Here is a 15,847-nt window from a genome sequence, read left to right as displayed (position 1 = left end):
CCTCGGCGGCCTCGCGCTGACGACAGCACGAAGACGGGGGCGGACACCGAAGTGCCCGCCCCCGTCCCGCTGCCCGGCTCAGCGCTTGAGCGAGCTGAGGTCCTGCGCGTAGGTGCCCACCGCGTGCGCGATGACGTCGATGTTCACGTCGAACGCCTTGCGGTTGATGTTCTTGATGTCGTCGCCCTTGGCGTGGTAGTTCGGGTCGTAGGGCTGTCCTGCCCTGCCGCCCGCCCTGGCCGCCTGCTCCTCGGTCTTGAGGCCCTCGGCGCCGGTGAAGGTGCCGCCGGCCGGGATGCCGGTCGCGATGAACGCGCCGTAGTCGGAGCGGCCGTCGAAGTCGGTGCCCCAGTGCGGGACCTTCTTCTTGTCCAGGAAACCGTTGATCAGCTTCTCGATCTGGGCGGAGCCCGCCGGGCCCGCGCCCGCGCCCGTCTTGTCGGAGTCGTCGCCGTCGTAGACGAGTTCGGCCGCGTTGGGCGAGGCGATCATGTCGAAGTTCAGGTAGAGCTTGATGTTCTTCTTCTGCTCGGTGCTCAGGGTCTTCACGTAGTGGTCCGAGCCGAGCAGGCCGAGCTCCTCGGCCGACCACCAGGCGAAGCGGACCTTGTGGGCGAGCTTCTTGCCGCCCTTGGTCTCCTTGGCGAGCTTCTCCGCGACCTCGATCAGACCGGCTGAACCCGAGCCGTTGTCGTTGATGCCAGGACCCTCCTCCACGGAGTCCAGGTGCGCGCCGAGCGCCACCACGCGGTCGGCGCGGCCACCGCGGGTCTCCGCGACCACATTGCGGGTCTGGTGCGGGACCGCCTTGGTGGCGACGTCCAGGGAGAGCTTCACCTCGCCCTGCTGCACCTGCCCGGCCAGCTTCTCGCCCTCGGCCCTGGTGATGCCGACGGCGGGGATGTGCGCGTTGTCCGGGGTCTCCAGGTTGCCCTTGACGGGCGCGTCGCCGGAGTGGTTGTAGAGCACGAGGCCGATGGCGCCCGCCTTGGCCGCCGCTGCCTCCTTCTCGGCGAAGGTGCAGGTGCCGCGCTTCACCAGTGCGATCTTTCCGGTGAAGGTGTCCGAGGTGTAGTCGTCGGCCTCGCAGCCCGGGCTGTCGTCGACGCGGGCCGCGGCGACCGGTGCCGTCAGACCGCCCTCGGGCGTGGACTTGCTGAAGTCGAACGCCAGGGCGTTCAGCTTGCGCGCCTCCGGCGTAAGGACGCTCGCGCCCTCCCGCAGCGTCTGCGAGGTGTAGAACGTGAAGTCCTGGTACGAGACCTGGTAACCGGCCTTCTTCAGGCGGTCGTACACGTACCTGGTGGAGGCCTTGTGACCCGGGGTGCCCGCGGCGCGGTTGCCGCCGTGGGCGTCGGCTATCTCCTGGAACTTCTCCAGGTGGCGGTGGGCGCTCTTGCCGGTGGACTTCTTCACCAGCTTCTTGGCGAGCTGCTGCGCCTTCTCGGCCTGCGTCGTCCGGTGCCCGTCGGGCCGGGCGGCGTCCTGCGCGCCCGCGGGGGACGCGGCGGCGAACAGGACGGGGGCGGCGACGACGGCGGAGAGCAGAGCGGCCGTCGTCCGGCTGCGGGGTGCGCGCACGGAGGTCCTTCCTTGCGTGGTCGGTGAGTGGCGCCAGTGATCACCGCGGTCGGGCACCGGCCGGGTACTGGTCAGGTACGCGACCGCCGTGTGCCAGTGATCACCGGCTGGCGGTGGAAGGACCGTAGCCCGGTGAAATCGCAGGTCGGGCTGTTCGCCCGGTTCGCAACCGCGTCTTCACGGAGTTGTCACCGGAACTCAGTAATCCGCCCCGGCGCGGCCCGCGCGCTCAGCACTCCATGCCGCGCGCCCGGGGCAGCGCCCTCTCGATCCACGCCCGGTTCCCGGCGCGGCGCCCGCCGGTGGACCAGATGTCGGGGGACTCCTCGCCCTCGGGGATGCCGATCAGTACGTGGTCCCCCGCCCGCAGCCGCGGGTCGGCGGAGGCGTCCATCACGAAGGTGACCTGCTTCTCGCCCTCGGCGGGCTTGTAGCGGCGGGTCACGTCGAGCGTGACCCTGTCCCGGGTCCCGTCGGGCAGCGGCTCGACGCTCCGTACGGTGCCCTCGACGATGAGCCGGGCGCAGGCGACGTAGCCCTCCGGTGACTTCTTCGCGTCCTCGACGGCACCTCCCGGCCGGTCGTCGGCGAGGCTCGGCGCGCCCTTCGCGGAGTCGCCGCTCGTCCGCGAGTCGAGGTCGCCGGTGCTCATGCCCGCGCCGAGCCAGCAGAGCCCGCCGAGCAGCCCGGCACCGAGCACGGCGGCGAGGGCGAGCACGGCACGGCGGCGGGCCACGCCAGGGGGCCGGGAGGTGCCGCGTGAACCGGCGGGGCCGCGCGAACCGGCGGGGCTGCCCGAACCGGACGCACCGCGCGAACCGGACGGTGGGCGCGGCCCGCCCCCCGCCAGTGTCTCGCCCACGATCCGCAGCTGGGCCCGCAGCACCTCGACGTCGGCGACGGCCGCCGCGTACTCGGCCATGAAGCGCTCGTCGGCGCGGGCGGCCCCGGGCACCGGCTCGTCCGTGACCGCCCGCGTCAGCGCGTCGACGGGGTCGTACGGCTTCTCGTGCGCCACGGTCACACCACCTCACCCTCGTGCAGCCGCGTACGCAGCACCCGTACCGCCGCGTGCAGCCTGCTCTTCACCGTGCCCTCCGGAACGCCCAGTGCATCAGCGATGTCGCGGACCGGCAGATCGGCGTAGAAGCGCAGCACGACGACCTGGCGCTGGCTGTCCGGCAGCTCGTCGAGGCCCTGCGCCACGGCGAGCGACAGGACCCGCGACTCGGCGCCGTCCTCCTGGGGCTCCGCCGGGCGCAGCGCGGCGAGCCGCTCGCCGAGCCGTTCCTGGCGGCGCCGGGCGCGGTGGTAGTCCATGGCCCAGTTCGAGGCCACGACGGCCGCCCACGCCGACACCTCCCGGGGCGCCTCCTGCCCGCGCGCCGCCCGCTCCAGGAGCCGCAGCCTGACGTGCTGCACCCCGTCCTGGAGTTCCCCGTGCGGGACCCCGCCCAGCGAGAGCACGGCCCGCACCCGGTCCTCCTGGTCCGCGTCGAGCGGGTCGGCGGGTGCCCGCCCCCGTGGTCCGCGGCGCGTGCTTCTGCGCAGCAATGGCCTCCCCCTCGTCCCGTCCCTCGGCCCGCGCGTTCCCGCGTTTCCCCTAGGACGCGGGAAGCCGCGGAAACGTTCGGCTGCCGGACCCGCAACGGGGCGCCGGTTCCGCCCGGCGTCACCTGTGGTGTTCCGCACCTCGGACAACGGATTGGACAAAGCGGCCTCGGACAGACGCATGATGGAGCGAGCGGCAGAACGCCCAGGCCGGACGGCCGCGCGCCAGGCACACACCTACGGAGGAACCCTGTGAAGGTCGGAATCGTCGGAGCCACCGGTCAGGTCGGCACGGTCATGCGCACCATCCTCGCGGAGCGCAAGTTCCCGCTCGACGAGCTGCGTCTGTTCGCCTCGGCCCGCTCGGCCGGCACGGTCCTCGACGGGGTCACGGTCGAGGACGCCTCGACGGCCGACTACACGGGCCTGGACATCGTCCTGTTCTCCGCGGGCGGCGCCACCTCCAAGGCGCTCGCCGAGAAGGTCGCGTCGCAGGGCGCCGTGGTGATCGACAACTCCTCCGCCTGGCGCCGCCACCCCGAGGTGCCCCTTGTCGTCTCCGAGGTGAACCCGCACGCCGTCGCGGACCGCCCGAAGGGCATCATCGCCAACCCGAACTGCACGACGATGGCCGCGATGCCCGTCCTGAAGCCGCTGCACCTGGAGGCGGAGCTGACCTCGCTGGTCGTCGCCACCTACCAGGCGGTGTCCGGCTCCGGGCTCGCGGGCGTCGAGGAGCTCTTCGAGCAGGTCAAGAAGGTCGGTGACGAGGCGCCGAAGCTGACGCACGGCGGCGACAGGGCCGAGTTCCCGAAGCCCGACAAGTACGTCGCGCCGATCGCGTACAACGTCCTGCCGATGGCGGGCTCCCTCGTCGACGACGGTCTGAACGAGACCGACGAGGAGCAGAAGCTGCGCCACGAGTCCCGCAAGATCCTGGAGATCCCCGGGCTGAAGGTCTCCGGCACCTGTGTCCGCGTGCCCGTCTTCACCGGCCACTCCCTCCAGATCAACGCCCGCTTCGCGCGGCCGCTGTCCCCGGAGCGCGCCACCGAGATCCTGGCCGGCGCGGAAGGTGTCGTGCTCACGGACGTGCCGACGCCGCTGGTGGCCGCGGGCCGCGACGAGTCCTTCGTGGGCCGCATCCGCGGCGACGAGACCGTCGAGAACGGCCTCGCCCTCTTCGTCTCCGACGACAACCTCCGCAAGGGCGCCGCGCTGAACGCGGTGCAGATCGCGGAGCTGGTCGCGGCGGAGCTCTCGGGCGCCTGAGGCGCCGCAGGGACCACCGGAAACGCCCGGCTCGCGAAAGATCGTTTCCGCAGCCACGTACGAGTGATACGGCGCATGCCCCCCGGGCGTGTCCGGGCAGTGATGGGGTGCATCAACCGCACCACTCACAAGGGAAGTTCATGCGCCGTATCGCCGCCGTGACCACCATGGCCATCGGAACCCTCGCCCTCGTCGGCGCCCTCGCCTCCCCGGCGAGCGCCATCCCGGACCCCCTGGCGACCGTCGACTGCGCCGTGCAGGAGGTCACCGGCCTCGTCGACCTGGCCAGTCCTGGTGTGCCCACCGAGGTCCCCGCCACCGGGTGCCTGGCGCCCTGAGCCGAGGGGTCGAACCCTCCCGGGACGGCAGCCGCGGGGGGGGGGGGGCGCGCCCCCGCCGCGGGGGCGGCGGGGGGGGGGGCGGGGGCGCGGGGCACGCACCGACGCCCACGCCCGCGCCCCGGGCGGCAGACGACCGCGCACCTCACCACCCCCCCCCCCCCCCCCCCCCCCCCCCCCCCCCCCCCCCCCCCCCGCCGGCCCCCCCCCCCCCCGCGGCTGCCGTCGTGTCCCCGTGTCACCTCCCCTCGCGTGCCGCGAGGGCGATCACGCCGAGCGAGATCACGGCGAGCCCGCCGCCCACCCAGAGCACATCGGTCACCCCGGTGCCGTCGGCGACCCGGCCGCCGGTCAGCGCGCCGACCGCGATGGCCACGTTGAACACCCCGGCGAACAGCGCGGACGCGGCCTCGCGGGCGGCGGGCGCCGCCGCCATCACCCAGTTCTGCGAGGAGACGGACACTCCGCCGTAGGCGAGCCCCCACGCGACGAGCAGCACCACGGACGCGGCCAGGGAGCCGCCCGCCGGTCCCAGCAGGAGCACCACGCCACCGAGCGCGGCGGAGATCACGAGGAGCGCCCGGCGCGGATCGCGGGCCGCCAGGGAGCCGCCGAGGAAGTTCCCCGCGATCCCGGCGACGCCGTACGCGAGCAGCAGCCCACTGACGAGGCCGGGGCCGAGGTCCGGCACCCGTTCGAGCACCGGCCGCACATAGGTGTACGCGGAGAAGTGCCCGACCACGAGCAGCGCCACCGCGATCAGGCCGACCCGCAGCCGGGGCAGCCGCAGCAGGCCGGGGAAGGCGCCGAGCCGCACCGGCTCGTCGGCGGGGAGCGGCGGCAGGACGGCGGCGAGCAGCGCGGCGACGGCGAGCCCGAGCACCGCGACGGCGGCGAACGCCCAGCGCCAGCTGCTGAGTTCACCGAGGAAGGTTCCGGCGGGCACACCGAGCACCGACGCCACGGCTATGCCGCTGAAGATGACGGCGGTGGCCCTGCCCACGGACTCGGCGGCGACCAGCCGCACCGCGAGGGAGGCGGCGACGGCCCAGACACCGCCGATGCACAGGCCGACGACGATCCGGGCGCCGAGCAGCACCGCGAAGGACGGCGCGAGCGCGGAGAGCACATTGGCCGCGCCGAGCAGCAGCATCAGGGCGCACAGCACCCGCTTGCGGTCCGCGCGGCGCACGGCGACGGGCAGCAGCAGGGCGGCGAGCGCGGCGACGACTCCGGGCAGGGTGACGGTGAGACCCGCGGTGCCGTCGGAGACGTGCAGGCCCGAGGACAGGGAGGTGAGCAGCCCCACGGGCAGCATCTCCGTGGTGACGACCGAGAAGGTGGCGGCCGCGACGGCGACGACGGACAGCGGCGGGGACCGCCGTCCGGTGGGGGCGGGCGCGGATGTGGTCACGGGTTCCATGGCCCCACCCAACGCCCGCGCGGCGGCGGGAACAACGCCGGAGTTCTCATCCTTGAATGAGCGTGGCTAATCGATCGCAGGACGCGCGGGACGCACGGGACGCGCACACGGCGGGACAGCGGAACGGACGGACCGGAGCGGTGAGCGGTCTGGAGATACGCGAGCTGGAGTGCTTCCTCGTCCTGGCCGAGGAACTGCACTTCGGCCGCGCTGGTGAGCGGCTCTACGTCTCCCAGAGCCGCGTCAGCCAGCTCCTCGCCGCCCTTGAGCACCGCATCGGCGCCCGTCTGGTGGAGCGTACGAGCCGCCGGGTGCGGCTGACCCCGCTCGGTGTGCGGTTCCGTACGGAACTCTCCCCGGCCTACGAGGAGTTGGCGACCGTGGTGGAGCGGGCCAAGGAGTCGGCGCGCGGCGTGTCGGGACGGATCAGGGTGGGTTTCCAGGGCACGGCCGACGCGCGTCTGATGGAGGCGATCACGGCGTTCCAGGAGCAGCACCCCGGTTGTGTCGCGGAGATCGCGGAGGTGCCGTTCGCGGACCCGTTCGGGGCGGTGCGGCACGGCGAGGTGGACGCGGCGATCGTGCTGCTCCCGGTGGCGGAGCCGGACCTGGTGCTCGGCCCGCTCTTCTCCCGGCAGCAGCAGACGGTCGCGGTCTCCGTACGCCATCCGTTCGCGGCCCGTGCGTCCCTGACCGCCGACGACCTGGCGGACACCCCGCTGATCTCGGCGGCCCCGCCGGCCCCCGCGTACTGGCGTACCGCCCAGGCGCCCTCCGCGGTGCCCGCGCCCGCCGTGCGCACCCTCCAGGAGGGTTTGACGCTCGTGGCCGCGGACCGCGGGGCGATGCTGCTGTGCCGGCCGACGGCGGAGTACCACGGGCGGCAGGACGTGGTGTTCGTCCCGGTGCGGGGCGTGCCGGACTCGGTGCTCGGGATGGTGTGGCACCGGGACGGCGAGACGGCGCGGGTGCGGGCGCTCGCGCGGGCGGTGGCCGGGGCCGGGGACCGGGCGGGCGACGCCGCCGCGTCGGTGGCCTGAGCCCCGGGGGCCCGCGCGGGTTCACACCGGGCGGCGCACCTCGAAGTGGAAGCAGCCGTACTCCACGGCGCGGACGTGTACGAGGGCGACCTCCGGGTCCGCGAACGCCTCGGCGAAGGCCGCGTCGAAACCCGGTGCCGGGTGCTCGGGGATCTCGAGGAGGCGGCCGCCGACGATGTGGCCGCGGGCGTCGTAGCGGCGCAGGGTGCGCAGGGCGCCCGCCCTCACGAACGGGTAGTCCTCCCTGGTCTCCGCCGGGGCCGGGCCCTCGCACGGGTCCGCGTGGATGAAGACCGGGCCCTGCTCGTCGTACGCGCCCGGCGTGGCGCCGGTGGCCGCCGCCCAGCGGCGGAGGGGGGCGTAGGCGACAAGGGCCAGGCGTTCGCCCTGGCGGGCGGGGCGCAGGCAGCAGCGGAGGGGGGAGCCGCCCTCGCCGTCCGTGAACGGGGTGCACGGGCGGCCCGCGTCGTCCGTGTGCCGCAGTTCCCCGAGGGTGTCGGGGGCTATGGGGTTCGGGGTGTATGCGGTGGTCATGGGGCCAAGGTTCGCGCGGGCGCGGGAGGGTGCGCTGGCGGTTTCCGGACGTGGTTCTCCCCCGGCCCGCCCCTTCCCGAAACCAAGGGGCTTCGCCCCCTGGACCCCCTTTGTCGGCGCTTCGCGCCTCGTCCTCGAACGCCGGACGGGCTGGGATGTCCCCGGGCCCGGCGAGGACTCCTGGACGCCTACACCCCCCACGACCCCCGCCCGTTCAGCTCCGCCACGTCCGTCCCGGTGGTCCAGCGGTACGCCGCGTCCAGCTCCGCGATCTCCTCCTGCGTCAGGACGTCCTCCACCCGGTGGAAGCCGTCGGGTGCCCGCTCGGCGACGGCCTGGAGGAGCCGGTCGGCGGGCATCCGGCGGTTGGCGAGGACCAGGGCGGCCGTGGCCTCGCGCCGCAGTTCCTCGTACGCCCGCAGACCGGCCACCCGGTCGGGCTCGTGCACGGCGAGGCAGTGGGCGAGGACGCGGGCGTCGAGCACCGCCTGCGAACCGCCGTTGGAACCCACGGGGTACATGGGGTGGGCGGCGTCGCCGAGCAGCGTGACGGGGCCCCTGCCCCAGTGCGGCAGGGGCTCCCTGTCGACCATCGGGTACTCGAGGATCCGCCGGGTCGCGGCGAACATCGCGGGCACGTCGAGGTCACCGATCCGCCACCCGGCGAAGTGCGGAAGGACCTCGGACAGGCGCCCGCCCCGGTTCCAGTCGGCCGCGCCGGACATGGCGCCGTGCTCGGGCGGGACCCGGACCTCGGCCACCCAGTTGAGCAGCGCGCGGCCGCGCTCCTCGGCCTCCCGCGAGATGGGGTAGACGACGAGCTTGGCGTGCGCGTTGCTGCCGGCGACGGTGACGGTGCGCTCGCCGAGCACGGGCTCCCACTCCGTGAGGCCGCGCCACATCCGGATGCCGTTCCACAGCGGCGGCCCCTCCCCGGGGTGCAGCCGCGCCCGCACCGTCGAGTAGAGCCCGTCGGCGCCGATCAGGGCCCGCACCGGCACGGTGTGCTCACGCCCGCGCGCCAGGTCGCGAAGGACCACCCGGAGCAGGGGGCCCTCCGTTTCGGCGTAGCGCACGAACGAGGTGCCGGTGACGACGGCGCGTTCGCCGATGCGGGCGCGCACCGCGTCGAGCAGGAGCATCTGCAAGGCACCGCGGTGCAGGGAGTACTGCGGCCAGTGGTAGCCGAGGGCGAGGCCGCGGGGCTCGCCCCAGATGCGGTTGCCGTGCCGGTCGTAGTGGACCATCGCGGCGGTCGGCAGGCCGGTCGCGGCGAGGGCGTCGCCGAGGCCAAGCTCGGTCAGCTCGCGGACGGCGTGCGGCAGCAGGTTGATGCCGACGCCGAGGGGTCGCAGCACCTGGACCGGTTCGACGACCCGCACCCCGATGCCCGCCGCGTGCAGGCTCAGGGCCGCGGTGAGCCCGCCGATGCCCGCGCCCGCGATCAGGACGTCGACGCTCGCGCGCGTGGCGTTCATGGCGTGCACGGGCGTCGCACCGCCCGCCCGACCTCGGTGCGCAGGCGTACGAACGCGGGCAGGGCGCGGGTGCCGATCTGGTCGCGGGGCGCGGGCAGTTCGACGGGGTGTTCGCTGTGCACGCGGCCGGGGGCGCCGGTGAGGACGACGACGCGGTCGGCTGCGTACACGCTCTCGTCGATGTCGTGGGTGACGAGGAGGATGGTCATCCCCTGGGTGGCGGGTCCTCCGGTGCCGGGAGGGTGCGTGCCGGGGCCGCCGCGGACCGAGAGCAGCAGGTCCTCCAGGTCCTCCCTGGTCTGCGCGTCGACGGAGCCGAACGGCTCGTCCATCAGGAGCAGTGCGGGCCGGTAGGCGAGCGCGCGGGCGATGGCGACGCGCTGCTGCATGCCTCCCGACAGCTGCCACGGATACTTGGCCGCGGTGCCGTCGAGGCCGACCTGCGCGAGCGCGCGCAGGGCCCGCGCGCGGCGCTCCGCGCGGTCGAGGCCGCGGCGGCGCAGCGGCAGGGCGACGTTGTCCCGCACCGTCAGCCAGGGGAAGAGCGAGCGCGTGTAGTCCTGGAAGACGACGGCGAGGTCGTCGGGCACGCCGTCGACGGCCCTGCCCGCCACGGTGATGTCGCCCGCGCTCGGCCGGAGCAGGCCCGCGACGCAGCGCAGCAAGGTGGACTTGCCGCACCCCGAGGGGCCGACGACGCTCACCAACTCGCCGCGGCCCACGTGCAGTTCGACGCCCTCGACGGCCTGGTGCCCGTCGGCGTACCGATGGCTGAGCCCCACGATGTCCAGCATCCCCTGGTCCCCCTGTCCCCCTGCTGCCGACTGCCGGCTTCCGTGCGGTCTACGTGATGTGAGTGCCCGAGGGCCTCGGGCGTTCCCGTTGCGCCCCGCGAGATCCGGCCGGTCCTGCCGTCGCGGTCCTTCAGGTTCAGGTTCAGGTTCAGGTGCCCGTGCGCCGCGCGCCCCGGTGCCAGGCGAGCACGCCGCGCTCGACGAGCAGGAACAGCGCGTTGAGTACGCAGCCGATGGCGCCGAGCAGCACGATCCCCGCCCACAATTGGTCCGGCCTGAACTCGCGTTCGGCCGCGTTGAGCCGGGAGCCGATGCCCTCGCCGGAGCCCATCAGCTCCGCCACGACCATGAGGATCAGAGCGAAGCCGAGCGCGACCCGCAGCCCCGCGAAGATCCTCGGCGCGGCCGCGGGCAGCACGACGTACCACAGCCGGGCCCATCCATCGAGGCCGAAGACACGGGCGGAGTCGAGTTGCAGGGGCTCCACGGACCGTACCCCCTCCGCGGTGTTGAGCAGCACCGGCCACACCACGCCGAAGACGATGACCGCCAGCTGCATGGACGTACCGAGTCCGAAGGCGACCATGAGGAACGGGATGAGCGTCGGCGGCGGCACCGCCCGCCCGAACCGCAGCACGGGGTCGGCGAGGTGGAACGCCACCCGGGAGAGGCCGATGCCGACGCCCACGACGATGCCCGCCACCCCGGCGAGCGCCCAGCCGGTGAGCAGATGGCCGACGCTCGGTACGAAGTCGTCGACGGCCAGGTCGCTGAGCCACAGCCGGGACGGCGGCCCCGACCACCACAGCTCGCGCATGGTGCGCACGATCCGGGTCGGCGGCGGGAAGTACAGGTCCTGCGCCCGCCGGGCCGCCGCCTCCCAGGCGAGGAGGAGCAGGACGAGCAGCCATCCGCGGGCGAGGGCGGCGCCGAGGACCAGGCGTGGTCGTGAGGTCACGGGCCCGCTCCCGCCGCGGTCCCGCGCGGGAACAGCCTGCGTCCCGCCAGGACGAGGACCGCGTCGGCGGCGACGCCGAGCGCCCCCGCCCAGCAGGCCCCCGCCACCATCAGGTCGGGGCGCCCGCCCCCGGACTGGGTTCCCAGGAGATACACGCCGAGCCCGCCGTCGCCCCCGGCCCGCAGCTCCGCGCTGACCGCCACGACCAGGCCCACCGACGCGGCAATCCGCACGCCCGTGACGACGTGGGGTCCCGCACTCGGCAGCGACACCCGCCACGCCACCCCGAACGGCCCGAACCCGAAGGAGCGCAGCGCCTCCTTGGCGACGGGGTCGACGTCGCGCAGCCCGTACAGGGTGTGCAGGAGGACGGGCCACAGCGCGGCGTAGCAGACGAGGGAGCGCTCCACCCGGCCGGGCTCGACGAACACGAGGATGGCGAGCGGGATCAGGGCGACGGACGGCACGGGCCTCGCCAGTTCGACGACGGCCAGGGCGGCGGCGTCGAGGCGGGGCAGCGAGCCGAGGAGCAGCCCCGCGGGCACCGCGAGGGCGACGGCGACGGCGAGGCCGCCGAGCCAGGCGGAGACGGTGGTCCACAGCTGGCCGAGGAACCCGTCGTCCACGGCCATCTCCACGGCGCGGGCGAGCACGGACGAGGCGGGCGGCAGCGTCCGGTCCTCGAACGCCCCGCCCCGGGCGAGGAGTTCGGCGAGCAGCAGCGCCCCGAGGACCCCGGCCGCGCCGAGGACGGCCCGCCCCCAGGCGCGTCCGGTCAGCCATGGGGCATGCCGGGTGAGCCGCGGGGCACCTCCGGCCCGCCGTCCGGCGCGGGAGCGGGTCCGCGCCCCGGGCCCCGGCCCCGGGCCGGGACCGGAGCGCGCGGCAGGCCTCACGGCGCCGTGCGCACGAGGAGTGGCTCCACGTCGATCTCCTGTTCCAGGTAGCCGAACTCCCGCATCAGGTCGACCACGCGTCGCAGCCGGGCCGGGTCGAGGGCCACGGGGTAGCCGCCGAGGCGCAGTTGGGCGGCCTCCTCGGCGGTGATCTTCGTGTAGTGCGGGAGCGCGGCCACGACGTTGGAGCGGTGGCCGGCCTGCTGCTGCGCGCGGGCCATGGCGCGCTGGAACGCGGCGACCGTCTTCGGGTTCTTCTCGGTGAACGCTGCGGTGCCGGCGTAGCCGGCGATCGGGAAGCCCGCGGTGGGCGGCTTGCCGAGGTCGGCGACGACCCGCCCGGCACCGGACTTCTCGATCGCCGTGACGAACGGCTCCACGGCCTGCACGGCGTCGACGCTGCCGGACTCCAGGGCGGTCCCCATGTTCGGCATGTCGATCTCGACGAAGTCCTTGTCGTCGTCGAAGGCGGCGCCCTCCGCCTTACCCGCCTTCTGGACGAGGAGGGCACTGATGTTCCGTTTGGTGTTGACACCGATCTTCTTGCCCTCGAGGTCCTTCAGGGACCTGACCGGCGAGTCCTTCGGTACGAGGACCGCGTGCGTGCCGGGTGCCGACTGGAAGGCGTCGGACACGATCCGCAGGTCGAGGGCCTTGTTGGCGTGCGCGAGGAAGTACGAGACGTAGTTGCCGAAGGAGACGTCGATGGCGCCCGCCCGCAGCCTGCTGACCGACTCGGCGCCCCCGCTGAGGGTGGTCGTGCGGACGGTGAGGCCCTCCGCCTTGAAGAAGCCCTTCCTGATCGCGATCTGGAGCGCCGCGGTGTCGGCGACCGGCATGGTGCCGACGGTGATCCGGGTGCGCTCCGGACCCTTGCCGTCGGCCGATCCGCCGTCGGAGCCCCCGGACGCGCCGCACCCCGCGGTGGCCGCGCCGGCCAGCACGACGGCGAGGGCCCGCGACGTCACTGCGCGTAACCGTGCGGCCTCCCGGGTCGACTGCGGTCTTCGCGGCCCGCGCGGGAACCGGACACCGCGTGCCCCCCTTGCGCCCCTCGTCATATCCATCCGCCCCCCGGCCGTGCACCGCCGCTCCAGGCCGCTCCGGACCGCTTTTCGGGCCGAACCGACGCGCGGATGCTAACGGCCGCGCGACCTGAGAACAATGGCCCGGCCCGGGCCGCGACGCCACGTGCAAGGATGGCGAGAAACATCGCAGAAACTACGCAAGTCGTACCGAGGAGATGACCGCGTGCCCGGCACCAATCTGACCCGCGAAGAGGCGCAGCAGCGGGCGAAGCTGCTCACCGTTGACTCGTACGAGATCGATCTCGACCTCTCCGGAGCGCAGGAGGGAGGGACGTACCGGTCGGTGACCACGGTCCGCTTCGAGAGCGCCGAGGCGAACGCAGAGACCTTCATCGATCTCGTCGCCCCCGCCGTCCACGAGGTCGTCCTCAACGGACACTCGGTGGACGTGGCCGCGGCCTTCCGCGACTCGCGCATCGCCCTGAAGCACCTGCGCGAGGGCGCCAACGTGCTGAAGGTCGTCGCGGACTGCGAGTACACCAACACCGGTGAGGGCCTGCACCGCTTCGTCGACCCCGTCGACCAGCAGGCCTATCTGTACACCCAGTTCGAGGTCCCGGACGCGCGCCGCGTGTTCGCCTCCTTCGAGCAGCCGGACCTGAAGGCGACGTTCCAGTTCACCGTGAAGGCACCGAGCGGCTGGACGGTGGTCTCGAACTCGCCGACGCCCGATCCCACGGGCCCCGGGGGCGACCTCTGGGTCTTCGAGCCCACGCCGCGCATCTCGTCGTACATCACGGCCCTGATCGTCGGCCCCTACCACGCGGTGCACTCCTCGTACGAGAAGGACGGGCAGCGCGTGCCCCTCGGCATCTACTGCCGTCCCTCGCTCGCGGAGTACCTGGACGCGGACGCGATCTTCGAGGTCACCCGGCAGGGCTTCGACTGGTTCCAGGAGAAGTTCGACTACGCCTACCCGTTCGCGAAGTACGACCAGCTCTTCGTGCCGGAGTTCAACGCGGGCGCGATGGAGAACGCGGGCGCGGTGACGATCCGCGACCAGTACGTGTTCCGCTCCAAGGTCACCGACGCCGCGTACGAGACGCGCGCGGAGACGATCCTGCACGAGCTAGCGCACATGTGGTTCGGCGACCTCGTGACGATGGAGTGGTGGAACGACCTCTGGCTGAACGAGTCGTTCGCGACCTACACCTCCATCGCCTGCCAGGCGTACGCGCCGGGCTCGCGCTGGCCGCACTCCTGGACCACGTTCGCCAACTCCATGAAGACGTGGGCCTACCGGCAGGACCAGCTGCCGTCCACGCACCCGATCATGGCGGACATCCGTGACCTGGACGACGTGCTCGTCAACTTCGACGGCATCACGTACGCCAAGGGCGCGAGCGTCCTCAAGCAGCTCGTCGCCTACGTGGGCACGGACGAGTTCTTCAGCGGCGTGCAGGCGTACTTCAAGCGGCACGCCTTCGGCAACACCCGGCTGAGCGATCTGCTCGGCGCCCTGGAGGAGACCAGCGGCCGGGACCTGAAGACCTGGTCGAAGAAGTGGCTGGAGACGGCGGGCATCAACGTGCTGCGCCCGGTCGTGGACGTCGACACCTCCGGCACCATCACCTCCTTCGCCGTCAAGCAGGAGGCCCCCGAGCTGCCCGCGGGCGCCCAGGGGTCGCCGACGCTGCGCCCGCACCGCATCGCGATCGGCCTGTACGACCTCGACGCCGCGACGGGCAGGCTGGTGCGCACCGAGCGCGTCGAGCTGGACGTGGACGGCGAGCTGACGGCCGTGGACGCGCTGGTGGGCCGGGCCAGGCCCGATGTCGTCCTGCTCAACGACGACGACCTGTCGTACGCCAAGGTCCGCCTCGACGCGGACTCGCTGGCCTTCGTCACCGAGCACCTCGGTGACTTCGAGGCCTCGCTGCCGCGGGCGCTCTGCTGGGCGTCGGCGTGGGACATGACGCGCGACGCGGAGCTGCCCACGCGGGACTACCTCTCCCTCGTCCTGTCCGGCATCGGCAAGGAGTCCGACATCGGCGTCGTGCAGTCGCTGCACCGCCAGGTGAAGCTGGCGCTCGACCTGTACGCGGCCCCCGCCCACCGGGACGCGCTGCTCACCCGCTGGACGGAGGCGGCCCGCGAGCAGCTGCGGGCCGCCGCGCCCGGCAGCGACCACCAGCTCGCCTGGGCGCGGGCGTTCGCGGCCACCGCCCGCTCGGAGTCCGACCTCGCGCTGCTCGAAGGGCTGCTCGACGGCTCCGAGGCCGTCGAGGGCCTCGCCGTGGACACCGAGCTGCGGTGGGCGTTCGTGGCGCGGCTCGCGGCGACCGGGCGGCTCGACGAGGCGGGGATCGCCGCGGAGTTCGAGCGGGACCGGACGGCCGCGGGTGAGCGGCACGCGGCCGCCGCGCGGGCCGCCCGGCCCACCGCCGAGGCCAAGGCCGAGGCCTGGGCCTCCGTCGTGGAGTCCGACAAGCTGCCCAACGCCGTGCAGGAGGCGGTGATCTCCGGCTTCGTCCAGACCGATCAGCGGGAGCTGCTCGCTGCGTACACGCAGAAGTACTTCGACGCCGTGGCCGGGGTGTGGGAGTCCCGTTCGCACGAGATGGCGCAGCAGATCGTGGTGGGTCTGTACCCCGCGCTCCAGGTGTCGTCGGGGACGCTGGAGGCGACGGACGCGTGGTTGAAGGGGGCCGAGCCCTCCGCCGCGTTGCGGCGACTCATCACTGAGTCGCGCGCGGGCGTGGAGCGGGCCCTGCGGGCCCAGGCCGCCGACGCCTGACCCGCCGCTGCCGCTCCGCGACGCGGGGGTTTCCCACCCACCCACCCGTCACCCCGCATGCACGGGTGCACGGGGGGCGGGTGGGGGCACCGCCCGTGCGCAGGGGGCGGGCGGGGGTGCCGTAGCTTGCGCCCCCGCCAAGGGGCGCGAGGAACTG

14 protein-coding genes are annotated in these 15,847 nt (G+C 73.6%); 4 read left to right on the top strand and 10 right to left on the bottom strand.

Annotation, left to right across the window (positions count from 1 at the left end; translation table 11 throughout):
* Positions 1-78: 78 nt before the first annotated feature.
* From ACH4DX_RS01745 to ACH4DX_RS01735, 3 genes are all read right to left on the bottom strand, one after another.
* Positions 79-1,581 (bottom strand): M28 family peptidase, encoded by a 1,503-nt coding sequence (locus ACH4DX_RS01745; protein WP_398153622.1) that lies wholly within the window; start codon positions 1,579-1,581, stop codon positions 79-81.
* A gap of 229 nt (positions 1,582-1,810) precedes the next feature.
* On the bottom strand, positions 1,811-2,605 hold the full coding sequence (locus ACH4DX_RS01740; protein ID WP_398153621.1) for a hypothetical protein: 795 nt from the start codon (positions 2,603-2,605) through the stop codon (positions 1,811-1,813).
* Positions 2,602-3,135: a sigma-70 family RNA polymerase sigma factor gene (locus ACH4DX_RS01735; protein ID WP_398153620.1), complete on the bottom strand. Its 534-nt coding sequence runs from the start codon at positions 3,133-3,135 to the stop codon at positions 2,602-2,604. Before ACH4DX_RS01735 ends, ACH4DX_RS01740 begins: the two co-directional genes overlap by 4 nt.
* Positions 3,136-3,384: 249 nt before the next feature.
* Between ACH4DX_RS01735 and ACH4DX_RS01730 the strand changes: the two genes are divergently transcribed.
* Both ACH4DX_RS01730 and ACH4DX_RS01725 read left to right on the top strand, forming a co-directional pair.
* Positions 3,385-4,404, top strand: coding sequence for an aspartate-semialdehyde dehydrogenase (locus tag ACH4DX_RS01730; RefSeq protein ID WP_398116846.1), 1,020 nt, complete (start codon positions 3,385-3,387; stop codon positions 4,402-4,404).
* Positions 4,405-4,544: 140 nt separating this feature from the next.
* Positions 4,545-4,742, top strand: a complete 198-nt coding sequence (locus ACH4DX_RS01725) for a hypothetical protein (protein ID WP_398116844.1) — start codon at positions 4,545-4,547, stop codon at positions 4,740-4,742.
* A gap of 238 nt (positions 4,743-4,980) precedes the next feature.
* Here ACH4DX_RS01725 and ACH4DX_RS01720 read toward each other — a convergent pair whose 3' ends face one another.
* On the bottom strand, positions 4,981-6,165 hold the full coding sequence (locus ACH4DX_RS01720; protein ID WP_398116842.1) for an MFS transporter: 1,185 nt from the start codon (positions 6,163-6,165) through the stop codon (positions 4,981-4,983).
* Between the two features lie 140 nt (positions 6,166-6,305).
* Here ACH4DX_RS01720 and ACH4DX_RS01715 point away from each other — a divergent pair, with 140 nt between their 5' ends.
* The gene (locus ACH4DX_RS01715) at positions 6,306-7,205 is read left to right on the top strand and encodes a LysR family transcriptional regulator (RefSeq protein ID WP_398118027.1); all 900 of its coding nucleotides are present in this window, start codon (positions 6,306-6,308) and stop codon (positions 7,203-7,205) included.
* A 21-nt stretch (positions 7,206-7,226) separates the two neighbouring features.
* Here the strand turns inward: ACH4DX_RS01715 and ACH4DX_RS01710 are convergent, their stop codons facing one another.
* The 6 genes from ACH4DX_RS01710 to ACH4DX_RS01685 form a co-directional block, all read right to left on the bottom strand.
* A complete protein-coding gene (locus ACH4DX_RS01710; protein ID WP_398153619.1) occupies positions 7,227-7,739 on the bottom strand; it encodes a DUF1203 domain-containing protein in 513 nt (170 codons plus the stop codon).
* A gap of 188 nt (positions 7,740-7,927) precedes the next feature.
* Complete coding sequence (locus ACH4DX_RS01705; RefSeq protein WP_398116839.1) at positions 7,928-9,217, bottom strand: flavin-dependent oxidoreductase; 1,290 nt, start codon at positions 9,215-9,217, stop codon at positions 7,928-7,930.
* Positions 9,214-10,011, bottom strand: a complete 798-nt coding sequence (locus tag ACH4DX_RS01700; protein ID WP_398153618.1) for an ABC transporter ATP-binding protein — start codon at positions 10,009-10,011, stop codon at positions 9,214-9,216. Before ACH4DX_RS01700 ends, ACH4DX_RS01705 begins: the two co-directional genes overlap by 4 nt.
* A gap of 148 nt (positions 10,012-10,159) precedes the next feature.
* Positions 10,160-10,969 (bottom strand): ABC transporter permease, encoded by an 810-nt coding sequence (locus ACH4DX_RS01695; protein WP_398153617.1) that lies wholly within the window; start codon positions 10,967-10,969, stop codon positions 10,160-10,162.
* Entirely contained in the window at positions 10,966-11,865 is a 900-nt protein-coding gene (locus ACH4DX_RS01690) for an ABC transporter permease (protein WP_398153616.1), read from the bottom strand. The genes ACH4DX_RS01695 and ACH4DX_RS01690 overlap by 4 nt, the downstream gene beginning before the upstream one ends.
* Positions 11,862-12,833 carry an ABC transporter substrate-binding protein gene (locus tag ACH4DX_RS01685; RefSeq protein WP_398153615.1) on the bottom strand — a complete coding sequence of 324 codons (972 nt, stop codon included), beginning with the start codon at positions 12,831-12,833 and terminating at the stop codon, positions 11,862-11,864. The genes ACH4DX_RS01690 and ACH4DX_RS01685 overlap by 4 nt, the downstream gene beginning before the upstream one ends.
* A gap of 283 nt (positions 12,834-13,116) precedes the next feature.
* Between ACH4DX_RS01685 and pepN the strand changes: the two genes are divergently transcribed.
* On the top strand, positions 13,117-15,690 hold the full coding sequence (gene pepN, locus ACH4DX_RS01680; protein ID WP_398116830.1) for an aminopeptidase N: 2,574 nt from the start codon (positions 13,117-13,119) through the stop codon (positions 15,688-15,690).
* Positions 15,691-15,847 lie beyond the last annotated feature (157 nt).

The organism is Streptomyces sp. NPDC017940, from assembly GCF_044328435.1.
In the GTDB taxonomy this organism is placed as follows: Bacteria; Actinomycetota; Actinomycetes; order Streptomycetales; family Streptomycetaceae; genus Streptomyces.
Note: the sequence above shows the minus strand (reverse complement) of the source record. Positions and strands in the feature narration are given on the sequence as shown.